14 protein-coding genes are annotated in these 16,341 nt (G+C 35.2%); 6 read left to right on the top strand and 8 right to left on the bottom strand.

All coding sequences use genetic code 11. The features are described 5' to 3' along the window. Position 1: 1 nt before the first annotated feature. From R2I74_RS06765 to R2I74_RS06750, 4 genes are all read right to left on the bottom strand, one after another. Positions 2 to 1,369 (bottom strand): cbb3-type cytochrome c oxidase subunit I, encoded by a 1,368-nt coding sequence (locus R2I74_RS06765; RefSeq protein ID WP_316354756.1) that lies wholly within the window; start codon positions 1,367 to 1,369, stop codon positions 2 to 4. 293 nt (positions 1,370 to 1,662) lie between these two features. After that, positions 1,663 to 2,583, bottom strand: a complete 921-nt coding sequence (locus R2I74_RS06760; protein ID WP_316354754.1) for an SPFH domain-containing protein — start codon at positions 2,581 to 2,583, stop codon at positions 1,663 to 1,665. Positions 2,584 to 2,820: 237 nt separating this feature from the next. Then, positions 2,821 to 3,306 carry an NfeD family protein gene (locus R2I74_RS06755; protein WP_316354752.1) on the bottom strand — a complete coding sequence of 162 codons (486 nt, stop codon included), beginning with the start codon at positions 3,304 to 3,306 and terminating at the stop codon, positions 2,821 to 2,823. A gap of 2 nt (positions 3,307 to 3,308) precedes the next feature. Beyond that, positions 3,309 to 3,839 (bottom strand): c-type cytochrome, encoded by a 531-nt coding sequence (locus R2I74_RS06750; RefSeq protein WP_316354750.1) that lies wholly within the window; start codon positions 3,837 to 3,839, stop codon positions 3,309 to 3,311. Positions 3,840 to 4,209: 370 nt separating this feature from the next. Here R2I74_RS06750 and secF point away from each other — a divergent pair, with 370 nt between their 5' ends. The 3 genes from secF (at position 4,210) to R2I74_RS06735 (ending at position 7,415) form a co-directional block, all read left to right on the top strand. Next, positions 4,210 to 5,136 carry a protein translocase subunit SecF gene (gene secF, locus R2I74_RS06745; protein WP_316354748.1) on the top strand — a complete coding sequence of 309 codons (927 nt, stop codon included), beginning with the start codon at positions 4,210 to 4,212 and terminating at the stop codon, positions 5,134 to 5,136. Positions 5,137 to 5,243: 107 nt separating this feature from the next. Further along, a complete protein-coding gene (locus tag R2I74_RS06740) occupies positions 5,244 to 6,806 on the top strand; it encodes a DHA2 family efflux MFS transporter permease subunit (protein WP_316354746.1) in 1,563 nt (520 codons plus the stop codon). Between the two features lie 129 nt (positions 6,807 to 6,935). After that, entirely contained in the window at positions 6,936 to 7,415 is a 480-nt protein-coding gene (locus R2I74_RS06735) for a Na+/H+ antiporter subunit E (RefSeq protein WP_316354744.1), read from the top strand. A gap of 290 nt (positions 7,416 to 7,705) precedes the next feature. Here R2I74_RS06735 and R2I74_RS06730 read toward each other — a convergent pair whose 3' ends face one another. Further along, on the bottom strand, positions 7,706 to 8,632 hold the full coding sequence (locus R2I74_RS06730; RefSeq protein WP_316354742.1) for a tyrosine recombinase XerC: 927 nt from the start codon (positions 8,630 to 8,632) through the stop codon (positions 7,706 to 7,708). Positions 8,633 to 8,827: 195 nt separating this feature from the next. Between R2I74_RS06730 and R2I74_RS06725 the strand changes: the two genes are divergently transcribed. Continuing rightward, entirely contained in the window at positions 8,828 to 9,967 is a 1,140-nt protein-coding gene (locus tag R2I74_RS06725; RefSeq protein ID WP_316354740.1) for a cation:dicarboxylate symporter family transporter, read from the top strand. A 272-nt stretch (positions 9,968 to 10,239) separates the two neighbouring features. Here R2I74_RS06725 and trpS read toward each other — a convergent pair whose 3' ends face one another. Continuing rightward, complete coding sequence (trpS, locus tag R2I74_RS06720) at positions 10,240 to 11,229, bottom strand: tryptophan--tRNA ligase (protein WP_316354739.1); 990 nt, start codon at positions 11,227 to 11,229, stop codon at positions 10,240 to 10,242. Between the two features lie 170 nt (positions 11,230 to 11,399). Here trpS and R2I74_RS06715 point away from each other — a divergent pair, with 170 nt between their 5' ends. Beyond that, a complete protein-coding gene (locus R2I74_RS06715; RefSeq protein ID WP_316354737.1) occupies positions 11,400 to 12,134 on the top strand; it encodes a lysophospholipid acyltransferase family protein in 735 nt (244 codons plus the stop codon). A gap of 433 nt (positions 12,135 to 12,567) precedes the next feature. On the opposite strand, the gene R2I74_RS06710 is transcribed toward R2I74_RS06715, so the two are convergent. Next, positions 12,568 to 12,744 (bottom strand): hypothetical protein, encoded by a 177-nt coding sequence (locus R2I74_RS06710; RefSeq protein ID WP_316354735.1) that lies wholly within the window; start codon positions 12,742 to 12,744, stop codon positions 12,568 to 12,570. A 401-nt stretch (positions 12,745 to 13,145) separates the two neighbouring features. Between R2I74_RS06710 and R2I74_RS06705 the strand changes: the two genes are divergently transcribed. Beyond that, positions 13,146 to 15,164 (top strand): ComEC/Rec2 family competence protein, encoded by a 2,019-nt coding sequence (locus R2I74_RS06705; protein ID WP_316354734.1) that lies wholly within the window; start codon positions 13,146 to 13,148, stop codon positions 15,162 to 15,164. A 146-nt stretch (positions 15,165 to 15,310) separates the two neighbouring features. On the opposite strand, the gene R2I74_RS06700 is transcribed toward R2I74_RS06705, so the two are convergent. Further along, on the bottom strand, positions 15,311 to 16,198 hold the full coding sequence (locus R2I74_RS06700; protein WP_316354732.1) for a DsbA family protein: 888 nt from the start codon (positions 16,196 to 16,198) through the stop codon (positions 15,311 to 15,313). Positions 16,199 to 16,341 lie beyond the last annotated feature (143 nt).

The following is a 16,341-nucleotide window of genomic DNA, read 5'->3' as shown; positions in this document are numbered from 1 at the left end:
TTCATTCCTTAAAATTAAGCCCTCTGTAAAAAAGGTTTTTACCACAAATAACTACAAACATCAAGCCACCAACTATAGCAATTATTCCTCCGATTCCAACCATTCCCATAGCAAGATAAGCCGATAACTCCAACTCTACTCCAGGAGTCTTCCGTAACACTCCATATCCACCAGCTATCGCTAGCCCTCCGACATGCAATGCCTGCCCTAAGGTTATTGTATATATTTGGTAACTCATCTTTTTCAATAGACTAGTGTCAACACTTTCCTGAGTTGTTGTGCACAAAAAATAAGCAAACCCCATAAAAGCAATAGTAATGGCTACGATAGAACCATGATAGTGTGCTGGTATGCTAACATTTACACCTTTCATCAGAACGCCAATCAAACCGCCGAATAAAAACAGCAAACTGGAACAAATAACACTAGCTGCTATATAAAAATGGCTTTGTGCCTTCATTTTTTTCATAAAAGCTTCATAGGTGAGCAATATTAAACTGCTAGCCGGAGCAATACCACCTAGATAACGCATATGATTGGTATAATAGATTTTAAATTCCGCATCAATAATATCATATAAATGATGCCCTATTAAACCAGCTATAGCTAGTACACAATTTAATATTAATAAATATAGATAAAACCTAGTAAATATTGCCTCTCTATGGCATAACTCAGAAGATAATACTACCCAAACTACGATTAATATCTGACAAAATAAAAATTGTAGCAAATGTCCACCACTCCAATAAAGTAGCTCATAATAAAATTCTAACTCCATCGCTACTAGATCGATAACTTCTCGTAATGCTAAATATGATTGAATAAAACAGTACCACACCGCAATAAATATTATTGACGCAGACCAGGCAGCAAATTTCAGCAACAATGTTTCATAATTTGTACTTTGGTAAAAATCACGAAATAAAATACTACTATGCTCATATAAATTGTTCGCTGCAAAAATCAGCACTGCACTGCCGAATAAACTTAGACCGATAACAAATATTATATTTTCCAACATTGGAATATAATTATTCATTATCGGTGTACCAGAACCACAAAAAGGAGAGATGGTAATCATTATAGTACCAGCAAAAGCTATATAAAGACATATTTTGCCTAAAAAAATATGTCTTATTTGATAACTCCAAATAACACAAACTACTGATAATAACCATACCAATACCGATAAATTCACATGTACTATTAATGTTGATTTAAAGATCGCAGTATTTTCTATTAACCATGCCAATTGTGGAGTACGAAGAATAACCAATACGATAGAATATATACCTGCAAAACCTAAAGCAATGACACCATTCCTTAGCCAACCAATAGCAATGTTATTTGATAATAGTTTGGCCACAAACACCTGATTGCCTAAAAAATGAGAAATGAGAATAGAGATGAGTTGTTCAATATGTACAAAATAGAGAATGTTCAATGAATTGTGTCAAGTTAAGAAAAAAGAGACGATACGGACAGTCAAGCTTTGCACACCACACCGTCATTGCGAGACGAAGTCGAAGCAATCCAGGAAAATTTACAGCGTCTGGTTGCTTCGACCATAAACGGTCTCGCAATGACGATTCATATCGTCTCTTTTTCTTAAATTTGACTCATATGATTCATTAAACGTTCGCTAAAATATACTCATCACTATTTGTCTCTTGTTTTCAACTGATTAAAAATGGCTAAAGCTTGCGTGACTAAATGATGAGGCGCAGATAAATCCGCGGGTAATATCACGGTATTTGTTTCTTTGGCAACTTTACTAAAAGCTTCAATATATTGTTCAGCAATTCTAAATGACACCGCGTCACTACCGCCATCTTTTTGCAAGGCACTGGCAACTATCTCTATACTTCTTGCAGTAGCCTCAGCTACACATAGAATAGCTTCAGCCTCACCACGAGCACGATTTACCTGATCGGTATATGCAGCCTCAGAGTTCAGTACTACCTGAGCTTTCTCTCCTTCAGCCTGATTAATTTTTGATTGTCTATTACCTTCTGAGTCAAGAATTTGGGCGCGTTTTTGCCGCTCTGCTGCCACCTGCAGTTCCATAGCTTTTAGAACTGTTTGTGGTGGTTGGATATCTTTAATCTCATAGCGCATACATTGTATACCCCAATTTATTGCCGCCTGGTTAATTGCTGCTACAATTGCAATATTTAATGAATCACGCTCTTCAAAAGTTCGATCAAGCGGTAATTTACCGATTTCTGAACGCATAGTAGTTTGTGCCAATTGAATAATAGCATTATATGGACTACTTACCCCGTACGAAGCTGCAACTGGGTCAATGATTTTTACATATAGAACACCATCAATCGATAAAGTAACATTGTCATTAGAGATGGCAGTCTGAGCAGTTACATCTATTGCATCTTCCTTTAAAGTATGTTTATAGGCCACCCTTTGCACAATAGGTATCAAAATATTGAGCCCAGGTTGTAATATTTTATCAAACTTTCCTAATCTCTCTATTACCCAAGCCTCTTGTTGCGGTACAATTTTCATCATTTGTATCACCAAAATAATGGCAATAACACTAAATACTAATAATAATACTTCCATAAATAATTCCCTATATCTTATAAACTAATGTTGCAAATTCAAAAATGTTCAACGAACTATAGCATAAATCTGCGTTAGTAGTCGTCTCAAACTTGTTGTTTGTCATCCTGGACACACAAGTCATCTCGAACTTGTTTCGGGATCTTATGAAGTCCTGCTGAGATCCCGAAACAAGTTCGCGATGACATTAGGTGTCCAGGATAACGTGCAGTACATAAATGACGTTGGAGCACGGATTTAGTCACCATCAGATTTATGCTTCCTAGTTTTACTACAAATTAATATGTTGCCATGAATGGTCGTAATAAACAGCTTGTCTCCTATTGCTATAGAGTTTTGTTCAATTTTATCCAAACGTGCATTCATCACTGTTCCAGACCATTTAACCTGACCTAAATCTCCAGGAGCTAATGAGCTATTACATACTTCAACCTCACTACCAATCATATCCATATAATGTTCCGTATTTTTACCCTTTGCTTGCATATACCGCTTCAATGGCCACCATAATATGATAAACCACAAAAACGACAATAATCCAAATGATGAATAATGATATTGAGATAAAATGGGGTAAGTATAAATTAGAGCTGCATTTGATAAACTACCTAAGCCTAAAAATAAAAATCCGATACCCGATATTTGTAGTTCGATGATCAAAAAAACAGTGCCCAATACTAACCATAATTCTACAACTCCCATGTCATGAAAAATACTATACATTATTACGGCTTATCCTGAGCAAAAGTCTTTAAGAATGCAATGATGTTCACTATATCAGTTGGTTTACTTAAGCCAGCAAATGACATTTTGGTTCCAGGGATAAATTTACTTGGTTTATTGAGGAAATGAAACAAACTCTCATCGTCCCAAGCGCCTCCTTTTGCCTGCATTGCAGCAGAATATTTGTAACCAGCTTCCGTGGCCTTATCACGACCAGCAACATCCCATAAATTTGGCCCCACTCTATTAGGTCCACCTTTATCCAGAGAATGACATGATAGACACTTTTTTGCAACTTCTTGTCCAGAAGCAGCATTAGCACTTTTCATTAGTTCAGCTATATCAACAACCACTTCCACAATTGAGGCATTTTTATCACTACCAGCTCCTTCTTCTACTGCTATGCTATACCCTCTCTGTGCTGGCATTAGATTCGGTTTATATAATACATTCGCTACTATTCCAACAATCATAGCCACTAAACTAGCCAATAACACCGCGGCAATAATTTTATTTAATTCAAATCCCGACATGATACATTCAATTCCTATAAAATATCATTATTACAATAACAAATAAATATCAAATAATCCAAGAGTTTCTATATTTTTACGCCAATTTAGCAATAGAATATTATTATAAATATAAAATTCTGCTCACCATTCTCAAGAATAAAATTTAACAAAATATGCAATTTATTTTCTGCTGGCATTAACAGTAACCTTATTGTATAAACATATATTAGCTTCCCTAGTTGAATTATGATGCGTCAAATATACTGCGCCTCGGCCATACGAAACAAAGTTAATCTACCGAAGCAAAAAATTAACGTACCATAATCAACCGAGCGACGCTATAACGTCGATCAATTAAAAATTCCCTCTACTTACCAAAGAAATTAATATGCAGCTATATCCGTTAAAGTTACTTCCAACTAAAACTAATTTTAATTTCATGCATTTTAAGAAAATTAGTTACACTGTTTCTATTATTTTGTCTGTCCTATGTCTAATATCCATCACATTGTATAAATTCAATTTTGGCATTGATTTTGCTGGAGGCATCAGCATAGAGGTCAGAAGTACTCAAACTCCTGATTTAACCAAAATGCGAGAAATACTTGGTGAATTAAATATTGGTGAAGTAATGATCCAACATTTTGGTAGTGAACGTGATCTATCCATTAGAGTTGGTAGTAATAGTGAGGAAAATTTATTGCATAATATTAACCTGATTAAAACTGCGCTTAATACTAAATTACCATATAAATTTGATTATCGTAAAGTGGATTTCGTTGGTCCACAAATCGGTGCACAATTAATTCAATCCGGTCTTATAGCGCTTACTTTATCATTTATCGCTATAATGATCTATATATGGATTAGATTTGAATGGTATTTTGGTATGGGCGTGCTAATAGCTTTAATTCATGATGCAATACTTGCTTTAGGGTTTATGAGTATAACCAGATTAGATTTCAACCTGAGTACAATTGCCGCCATTCTCACTATTATCGGTTATTCAGTAAATGACTCTGTGGTGATTTATGATCGGATAAGAGAAAATTTACGCAAATTTGCACAAAAACCAATCGATCAAACTATTAATATCAGCATAAATGAAACTTTATCACGTACTATCTTAACTGTATTGACTACCCTGCTTGCTGCTCTTGCTTTGGTGGTTTTTGGTGGAGAAGCAATTCATAGTTTTAGCATCCTTATCTTCTTCGGAATAATCGCTGGAACTTATTCTTCTATTTTCATATCTGCACCAATTCTCACTATATTTGCTAAACAAACCAAGTATCGTATCGCCAAAAAAAATTAGATAATGTCAGTCAGTTGGCTCGTTGCCAATAACGTGACTTGTGATTACACTTAATAACTAAGTCGTCATGAACTTGTATAACATCTTCAGTATATAAAATTATATCAATGACTGCACTTGCCACCACTCCACCACCATTATCCAGGAAACAATTATGGGCATTTTTTGCGATGATAGTAGGTATGTTTATGGCGGTGCTAGATATACAAATTGTAGCTAGTTCACTATCAGTTATTGCAGCAGGGCTTTCAGCTTCACCTGACGAATTATCCTGGGTACAAACCTCATATCTTATTGCAGAAGTTATTATTATTCCAATCACTGGATTTATCGCCAGATTATTGTCTACAAGAATTTCTTATTTTATTGCTGCCGTAGGCTTTACTATCATGAGTGTTTTATGCTCACTAGCTTGGAATATTGAATCAATGATTATTTTTCGTAGTCTACAGGGATTCTTTGGTGGAGCTATGATCCCGACTGTATTTAGCACGGTATTTATTATATTTCCCCCCAAACAAAGATCAACTGTCACCATAATCATCGGGTTGGTAGTAACAATGGCTCCGACACTGGGTCCTACACTTGGTGGATATATCACCGAAATATTCTCCTGGCATTTTATGTTCTTGCTTAATTTACTACCAGGCATCTTTGTTTGTACCATGGTTTTCCTTTATGCTGATTTTGATCAACCAAATTATAATTTATTAAAAAACTTTGATTATTTTGGTATTATCTTGATGGCAATAAGCCTGGGAGCGTTGCAGTATGTTCTTGAAGAAGGTAATAAATGCGGGTGGTTTGATGATTATAAAATATTACTTTTAAGTATAATGGTGTTTTGTGGGTTTATAGGTTTAATCATTAGAGAGCTGACATTTATCAATCCTATTCTTGATTTAACTGCGTTTCACAACCGAAACTTTACTCTTGGTTGTATATATTCCTTTATGTTGGGTATGGGATTGTATAATGCCATATATTTATTGCCACTATTTTTATTTTCTATTGCCGAATATAATACTATTCAGATCGGTCAGACAATGATGATTACTGGCATGGCACAATTTGTTTCAGCTCCCATCGCTGGACGAATGGTAGCAATGGGAGTAGATCATAGATTAGTATTGGCAATTGGTTTATTTATGTTTGGTTCTGGTTGTTACCTTGATTCTTTCTTAACACCAGATTCAAGATTTGAAGAATTTGTGGTTCCGCAATTATTTAGAGGAATGGCACTAATGTTTTGCTTTATCCCAGTAAATGATATAGCTCTTGGGACTATGGCCAGAGATCAGATCCAAAATGCTAGTGGCCTCTATAATTTAACTCGTAATTTAGGGGGAGCGATTGGTTTGGCAGTGGTAAATAGTTTGCTAACTACCAAGAGTAAAATTTATGAACAATATCTGGAAGAGCACCTTAGCACCACCTCTAGTAATGTTATTACTAAACTAAACATTTTACAAAAATTTTTAGCCGGTAAAGTTGCGGATCCAGAACTAGCTGCTTATATTATGCTAAAAAAAACAATTGCCATTAATGCTTTTGTGATTGCAATAAATGATATGTTTGCACTCATTGGCTTGTTATTTTTTGTAAGTGCAATCTTACTACCATTTACCGCCAATATTCAAAATAAGGACATGGAAATAAGTGGCCACTAGACCTCTTCACAAACTCGCTCCTGTGAAACAAGTGCTAGAAGCACACGGAGCGAAAAACCGCAACGTACATATAGTACGTGAGGATTTGAGCCTAGGCGCGACGACGCAATCGGCCACAGGAGCGAGTTTGTGAGGAGGTCTAGTAAATGTTGGAGCTTTATTAGTTTTTTAGTAATCTGGTATGGGTTATGCGGTTTTCCTAGTAGCCTGCTGTGGAGCTGTATGGCAGTTATTTGTCCTGTTATAACTTATTATTTTGCTAATTACCTGAGGCTATTACCTAGAAGTGGTAAATTTAATTATGGTTTTATATTTTATGGTTTTTGGTTAATGAAAGAGATACTAAAATCCAGCCTTACCGTAATCAGAATTATTTGGAGTCGACAACTTAACATAACTCCATCATTTGAATGGGTTGAGTTTGAGGATAGTGCATTTAGTGATATAGGGTTGGTTGTATATGGTAATTCCATTACTTTAACGCCGGGTACAGTAACGGTTGATGCTAAGGATGGGATGCTGTTAGTTCATGCTCTGGAACAATCTTCCATTGACGACCTACATCAAGGAGAAATGGCTCATAGAATTAACAAAATAGTAAGTTCCTAGTATTTGAGTTTTTTAGGGTTTACGGTTTTTAGAAAAAGTCTGAGCTGAGATTTTATTAAAAATCGCAGCAATCCTGTCTTTCTTAGTGAGCGTTCACAGATTTAAAAAATCGTCATTGCGAGGAGTGAAACGACGAAGCAATCCAGTTAAAACCAATGTTTTTTAGCTATTTTCTGGATTGCTTCGTCGTTTCACTCCTCGCAATGACTGTGGTTGTACTTTGTAAGTCGCTGACTTGCGTTCAATCTTAAAACCCGTGAACGCTCACCTTTCTTAAAATTTATGAATGCTTACTTGGATTTAGTAGATGCCGGATGAGCCTTATCATAAGTGCTCTCCAATAGTTTGGGATTAACCTTAGTGTAGATTTGCGTGGTAGATAGACTTTGGTGCCCTAACATTTGTTGTATTGAGCGCAAATCTGCACCATTTTCTAATAAATGTGTAGCGAAACTATGGCGGAAAGCATGAGCGCTTAGGTATTCTGGCAGACCATAATACCGCCGTAAGGTGATTAATTCGCGATTAAATACTGCTGGTTGTAATTTCTTGCCAGCTTTTCCTCTAAAAATCGGCTCATCTTCTGCTATATGATATGGTAATATTTCTAAATATAACTCTATATACTCTCTTGCAATTTGAATCCATGGAATAATGCGTTCTTTTCCACCCTTACCAGTGATTCGAATAAATTCCTGATTTTTAAGATGCTGTTTGGTAATAGACAGGCTTTCAGATATACGTAAGCCTGCGGCATAAATTAATATTAATAATGCTTTGTTCCGGAGCGTGATCCATCTATCACCACCTTCTTCTCCTAAATTTTTTATCGACTCAGTTACTTCTTCCAGTAATAATGCTTTAGGTAATCTTTTTTGTTTGCGTGGATTCTTAATTGAAAAAATAGCATGACAATTAATATCATGATTTTTTTCTAAGAATTTATAAAAATTCTTGATAGCTGACATTGCTCTAGCGCTTGATGAAGAATTGTAACCATTGCGCAAGCGCTCTGAGAGCCAGCTACGTACAAATCTTATATCAATATTTGCAATAATATTTATACTTACAGTTGTAGCGTGGTAATTAGCAATGAAATTCAAATAATTTTCCAAATCATGGAGATATGAGTCTAAAGTATGGTGAGAATAATTCTTCTGTAACTTAAGATACTCACACCATGATCTAATTAACTCCTGAACTTCTACATTATGCATAAAACAACCTGCTTTTCATATTTTATTGGACTTTAGGTAAGAAATAATATATAGTTACTTTTATGTTTAAATTTCGTTACTTGTCTATTATTTTTACTCCAACTACCGCAACCACCGGTGCGAACCGGTAAACCATATCACTTTTCAACTATTTCACATTATTTTTCGTTGTAATCTTTTAAAGAGAGTAAAGTCATGTTGCGTAAAATGCCATTTATTTTGGTGTTAATAATCTTATCCATTATATTTTTAAACCAGTTTATACCATTCAACTATCAGCAGCTATTATATGCGATTAGCTTGTCGATAAAATCACTGATAATATTTTTATTGCCATTCATAATTTTTGGCTTGTTATTTAAGGCTGCAGTAAATTTATCCAATAACGCTACTCGTGTTATTACGATAATTCTAATTACCGTATGCTGTTCTAATTTTTTCTCAACCTTTATTAGCCATTATATTGGTTCCTGGATCTATGATTTTAATCTATCAATTATTACTCCGAATAATATAGAAGGGCTTACTGCCATCTCTTTTTTATCATTACCACAGATAATAACCAATTCTATGGCGATGTTTTCAGGGGTTATTCTGGGAATTCTTACTGCCCGATGTAAACCAGCTGCAGCTTTAGTGATTGCTAGCAAACTAGAATATATGGTTGCTATTATATTAAAATTGTTTATCTATCTTATCCCGATATTTGTTGCTGGATTTATTGTAAAACTACAATATGACGGAGTAATTAATACTATAATTAAAGATTATACTTTAATTTTTATTATTGTTGCTCTAGCACAGTTTAGCTATATTACTATGACTTATTATATATTTAGCAGTTTAAAGTTTAATGAATTTATCCGTAGTATCAAGAATATTTTACCTGCTGCTATTACCGGGTTTAGTACCATGTCTAGCGCTGCCAGCATGCCGTTAACCATTATTGGTGCAGAAAATAATGCTACTGATAAGGATTTGGCTCGTTCGGTAATTCCGGCAACAGTCAATATCCATTTAGTGGGAGATTGTTTTGCGATTCCTATCTTTGCTTATGCAGTATTAAAAAATTATGGTTTTGCTGAACCAGATCTCATTGCTTACTTAACCTTCAGTTGTTATTTTGTGCTGGCTAAATTTTCAGTAGCAGCAATCCCTGGAGGAGGAATTATTGTAATGTTACCAATTCTTGAGAATTATTTGGGATTTAATACTGATATGATGTCGCTAATTACCGCATTATATATTTTATTTGATCCAGTAATTACTTGTGCAAATGTTTTAGGTAATGGGGCTTTTGCTAAGGGAATAGATAAGATACTCGTTAAACTTTGAGAAATTGTTGTCGTATCTAAAGATCTGCGCGCACTCACGTACTAAAGTACGCAGCTCGTGCTCGACTTTGATACTCCTAGACTTCTCAAAGTTTAACTTCGTCTCTTCGTCTACTTAACTCTTATTCCTTATTTTGTATAGAGTTTATGATATAGCTTGCGATAGTCAGGTAGTGACAGTAAATTTCAAAGTGAGGTTGCACAGCGTACTAAGAGGTACGCGAGCACAACCGAATCTTGCAAAATTTGCTGTCACTACCTGACTATCGCAGACTATATGAAGCCAAATAATTCTTTAACCTTACTCATCGTAGTTGCTGCAATATTACTTGCAGTAGCTGCTCCGTCTTTCAGCACCTTTAATAAGTAATCCTGATTATTCATTAGATCCTTATAGTTCTTATTAATAGGAGCTAGATTAGTAATAATCAGTTCTGCCAGATCATTTTTAAACTTAGCACAACCGGTACCTTGATACTGCATTAAAATCTGTTCTATCTTGTCACCAGAGAGGCTGGAATAAATATTGATCAGATTAGCGATCTCTGGCCTGCTATTACTATCATAGCTTATTTCACTAATACTATCGGTTTTTGCTTTTTTTATTTTTTGGTAAATTTGATCCACTGTATCAGATAAATTAATTCTAGAGAAATCTGAAGGATCTGATTTACTCATTTTAGCCCGACCATCCCTTAAACTCATGACTCTAGCGCTTGTTCCTTGAATCAGCGGTTCTGGTAACTTAAACACCAATTGATCAAATTTTCTGTTCACTATACCTGCAATATCACGAGTTAACTCCAGATGTTGTTTTTGATCATCACCGACTGGCACAAAATCAGCATTATAAAGTAAGATATCGGCAGCCATCAATACTGGGTAAGAGACTAGACCTAGATTTGCTCCATCCTGGTCTTTACCAGCTTTATCCTTAAATTGGGTCATTCTTTTTAACCAACCAATTGGGGTGATGCAATTAAGAATCCATGCCAGTTCTGCATGTTCTTTAACTGAGCTCTGCATGAAGATGTTGGAAGGAACAAGACCTGAAGCCAAATATAATGCCGCACTAGATAGCACAGAAGATCGCAATTCCAGTGGGGAACGATCTATAGTAATTGCATGTAAATCAGCTAGAAAGAAAAAACACTCATAGCTAGGATCATTTTGCATTTTAAGCCAATGGATAATTGCCCCAAGATAATTTCCCAAATGTAAATTGCCAGAGGTTTGTGCGCCGGAAACCACTGTTTTTTTCATATATTTTCCTCAAAATATCAGATTGGCAGTGCGTATTATGTAATTGAATGTAAAAAATTCCAATATAATTTTTGATAATCGTAAAGTTTATGGTATATATGACCCAAGCTTTGTGCATGAACTAAATTTTAAGCACAGAAGCTAACTTAAAATAACTAAATCGATAATTTATGTTCTGGCGTTTTCGGGTACTATTTTTTTACGCTACTGTCAGCATTCTCACCATAGTATTCTTTATGCTATTCTTTATCCTTACTAAGATTTTTGATGTTACTTATCATATTAAATATAAGGTAGCTACCATTTATTCTTATTCGTTTATCTGGTGTGCAAAAATAATATGTGGGTTAAAATACCATGTTTCTGGCTTAGAAAAATTACCGCAGGAACCATGTGTAGTCTTGGCTAATCATCAATCATTTTGGGATAACGTGTTTATGCAGATTATTATTCCAAAACATTCATGGATAGTCAAAAGAGAATTATTTAATATTCCTTTTTTTGGCTGGGGGCTAAAAATGGTTGACCCTATTGCCGTTGATCGTGGAGATAATATATCAGTAAAACAAATTTTACGAGAAGGACAAAAAAAGCTACAAGACGGCTTATGGCTTATAGTTTTTCCTGAATCAACCAGGCTTAGACCTGAGCAAAGCACAAAATTCAAGCCTAGTGCAGTTAGGCTCGCAGTAACAGAGAAGGTGCCAATAGTTTTAATGGCGCATAATGCCGGCGTGTATTGGCCTAAAGGCTTCTGGATTAACAAACCTGGTACTATTCAAGTAAAAATTATAGATGTTATTGCTAAAGAGCAAATGGAAGAATGTGATGTTAGAGAGCTGACAGAGCATATTAGCCAGGTAATCAATACGGAAAAACAGACTTTGTTTGAACAAAGTAAGTAGGTAATAGTGTCGGTCAGTAAGCTTGAGACGGATAAATTTTGCGCGATTCGCATGTGCGAAACAAAGTAATATGCTTGCGCATGCTCACACTAAAATTTATCGTCACAAGCTTACTGACTCTAGCTATAGCAGTTGGTAATCCCTGCACACCAGATGCCATCCCAAAACAAGTTCGTGATGACTGTGTTGTTTAGGATGACGGCTGTGTTATGCGTCAAGTTAAGAAAAAGAGACGATATGAACAACATTGTGCTTTGGCACTACACCACCCCCGTCATTGCAAGGCGTTGTCGAAGCAATCCAGTTATAGTTTACTGGATTGCTTCGACAACGCCTTGCAATGACGGGGGTGGTGTGTAAGTAAGACTGTGATGGTATCGGTGAATAAGACGGTCGTATAGTCTCTTTTCCCTTCACTTGAACATATGATTTACTAAACGGTTTCGTTATTATTGGCTTTAATTGATTTAACTGATTCAGTGATCGTCTGTTTGATAAAATATGAGGCGCTGACAAATATTATAACTACGCCAACAACGATTAAACTTTTAATTAAGTCAGAGCAAGCGGCAAATTTGGCAAGAATATCGGCAATTAAATTATATTCCATATATTATGAACTCCTTTTGAAAATCAAAAACAAACTGGTGCCGGGAGTTCAAACAACATGCAGTTACTCATGTCCCTCTACCTTTATGCCAAAGGCACTATTATATAGTAGAGGACTCCCGGCTTTAAAAGCCTAAAGGAGTCCGTGGTAACGGTTCGGAATAAACCGATAACTGCGAGTGTTGTTTGATACACTCAGGTTCGTAGAACCTTAAGACAATTAAGATAACAAAAAAATATGAATAGTCAATAGACCTCTTGTATAACCTAGAAATGGTTGAGGAATTTTTAGGAAAAATGCAGACGAGGATCGCAATGTACTCTAGTACATGAGAACCGGAGTCAAATTTTGACGACAAAATTACTAACCAGAATTAGGTTATGCAAGGGGTCTAATTTTAAATGAGTATAGTTTGGCACTATCTGGTTAACAAACTACACGAAGAGTACCATCATTTAAGCCTATGGTATGTTGTTGCTTTTATCAGCGGTATTGCCGTATATTTTTCTCTAGCCTTTGAACCATCTACTCCCCAAATCATCATCATTGCTATTAGTAGCCTGGCTTTTTTATATTTAAGAAAATACGGAATAGTCTGGCAATTCTTAAGCTGGTTAATCATCGCCTTTGTTTGCGGCATTTTGGTTAGCAAGTATCGTGTGGCAACTATAAATACGATTAATCTAAAATCGCCAATAACCTCAGAATTGGAAGGCAATGTTAAGGCAATCAAGCCTATAACTCGTGGTTGGCAGGTAGTTCTTGATGATGTAGTAGTGGATATGCTGGATATGCAATTATCAGGGGTTAGAGTTAATATTAATAAAAAATATATGAAACATAGCAAAGAAATTTTTATTAATGACCGAATAAAGATGATTGCAGAACTAGATACTCCTCCAACTACCATAGTTCCAGGCGGATATGATTTTGGGTTTTATGCATATTTTGCCGAGATCTCTGCTACTGGCAATGCAACATCTGCGGTTGAAATATTATCTAACAAACTAGGTACTGAGATTGATGCTCTCATCTATAAGATTCGCATCAGTATTTATGATAAATTAATTACCACACTCGGTAGTAATGAGGGTAATTTTGCTGCTGCAATCCTACTTGGTGAAACCAAAGGGCTTGATAATAAAATTATGCAAAATATGCGAATGTCCGGGATTTCGCATATATTATGCGTATCCGGTTTTCATCTCTCTTTAGTTGCCATGATTTTATTCGTATCAATCCGCTTCCTGTTGAATTTATTCGACTTCATTGCTTATAATTGCAACATTAAACTAATTGCTGCTATTTGTTCTTTAATCGGTAGTTATGGCTATCTGCATTTAAGTGGTATGCAAATTGCTGCTACCAGAGCATTTATTATGACCGCAATTTTTATTATGGCGATTATAGCTGGTAGAACTCCATATCCTTTGCGTTCCATTGCCCTTGCTGCTGCTTTTATCTTGTCTGTTAACCCAGAATATATTTTTCATCCCAGTTTTCAACTGTCTTTTATTGCGGTATTATCATTAATTTCAGGCTATGAATTTTACATGAGACACCAATGGATTCTAGGAGAACGTATTGGTGTTATCTCCAAGATTAGATTTTATTTGGCTTCCAATATTTATTCCAGTTTTTTAGCAAGCGTTATCACCGGACCAGTAGTAATCAATCAGTTTTACATTTTCTCCAACTATTCTATTCCCATGAATTTAATCGCAGTGCCGATTATGTCGTTCTTCTTAATGCCATTAGCGATTCTATTAGTAGTGCTGATACCATTTAATATGGATTGGATGGTAATGAAATTTCTGGGTTTTTTTATTAATATTATTATTAATGCAGCGCAAATAGCACATGATGCGCCAGGTTCAGTATGGTATTTTGGTTACATTACACCATTTAGTTTTATTACATTTTTATTTGGTTTTGCCTGGGTTTGTTTATGGCAAACCAAGTGGCGGCTCGTTGGCATTATCATCATACTGATATCTTTTGGGTTAATGCTATGCTCGCCTAAGCCTGATCTATTAGTTGATCTGGAATCAAATGCAATAGCCATTAAAAATATTAATAATCAGTTAGAAATTTATAGCAATAATAAAATACCAAAATTTCAACGACAATATTGGACAAACTGGTTTGGACAGCAATATGCTCCACTATTACCACTAAACTTCAATAATTTTACTACAGCTACTGACAAGAAAATTGGCATAAATTACCAAAATAGTGAATGTGATTTGAAAAATGCTAAAGATGTACAGCTTAATATGCGTGATTATAATCAATGTGTTAATGGCAAACTAAATATTAGTTATGAGTTGTTAAAAAGCGTAGGAGTTATTGCAATATTTTGTGACTGGGATAAATGTCGAATTAAGCACAACCATCCCAGGCATTTCGGTGCAGGTTAGTAGTAATTATAATTATTTGAGTTGTGGGTTAGACGAAGGTAAAAATCAAATAAGTGCTAGAAGTCATAGAGTCTTCGGAGTGCAACGTACATTATAAGTACTTGAGCACCGAAGATCTCTAATGACAACAACGCAATTATTGATTTTTACCGAGTATTACTGGTTTTTAAGGCATGTTCAATAGCTCTGGAAATAGCATCAGCCGTGTATGGTTCTGTAAATTGCACCCCATTAATGAAGAATGCTGGTGTTCCTATAAATTTAGGTGAAGTGGCCGCAATCTTGGTATTTGCAATGAGAATATCTGCAAGTTTCTCATTATTTAAGCATTCTTTATAACGCTCTGGAGAAACACCACCTAATTGACCTATACTAGTCAGAATTTCACGATAATTTCTATTTACAGACCAACTATCTTGTTGTTCCAGTAGCACACTTACAAATTTAAAGAAACTCTCTTTATTATTAGCGCATCTGGCAAGTATTGCTGCATCGAAATCCTGTTTATTACCGATAAATTCACGAACAACATAAATAATTTTATTAGTATCAATATATTGTTCTTTAATTTTAGGCAAAACCTCTTTCTTATAATAAGCGCAATGTGGACAAGTAGGAGAAAAATATTCGACAAACACAACTGGCGCCTTAGTATTATCACCTATGATCATATCATCATCTGTTGGTTCAAATTTGTTTCTGGTGACGATAACTGATTCTTTTGGTGATTCTTCTTGAGCTGTGGTTGCTAATGATGTTGTTTCTGGTACTTGCTGACCATCTAACTTAGGATTATTATCATTCTCTTGAACATCGGTCTGAACGCTAGCTTGAGCATTATTGGTATTAATAGTAGTTTTATCTGCTTCTACTGCTGGCGCTGAAGAAGACACAGCTTGTGATTTTTCTTCTTTGCATTGTTTTAATTTAGCAGTGTAGTCATTAATTTGTGATTGTGCTGGAGTAGAATATTCTGGTTTATCAGAGCAAGAGCTAAGACATAAAAAAATTATAGCAGCACAAAGATTAAGCATATATCTCTTTAGTATTTAAATTATTTTACAATAGATGAAAATTAATTCTTCGTTCTTCGTTCTTGATCGAACTATAATTACATAATGTATAATATGCCTTAACTTCAATGATGTGATTAAAAACATCTGCTGCCTAATTCTTT

The organism is Candidatus Trichorickettsia mobilis (genome assembly GCF_963422225.1).
In the GTDB taxonomy this organism is placed as follows: Bacteria; Pseudomonadota; Alphaproteobacteria; order Rickettsiales; family Rickettsiaceae; genus Trichorickettsia; species Trichorickettsia mobilis_B.
This window is presented reverse-complemented; position numbering and strand designations above follow the sequence as displayed.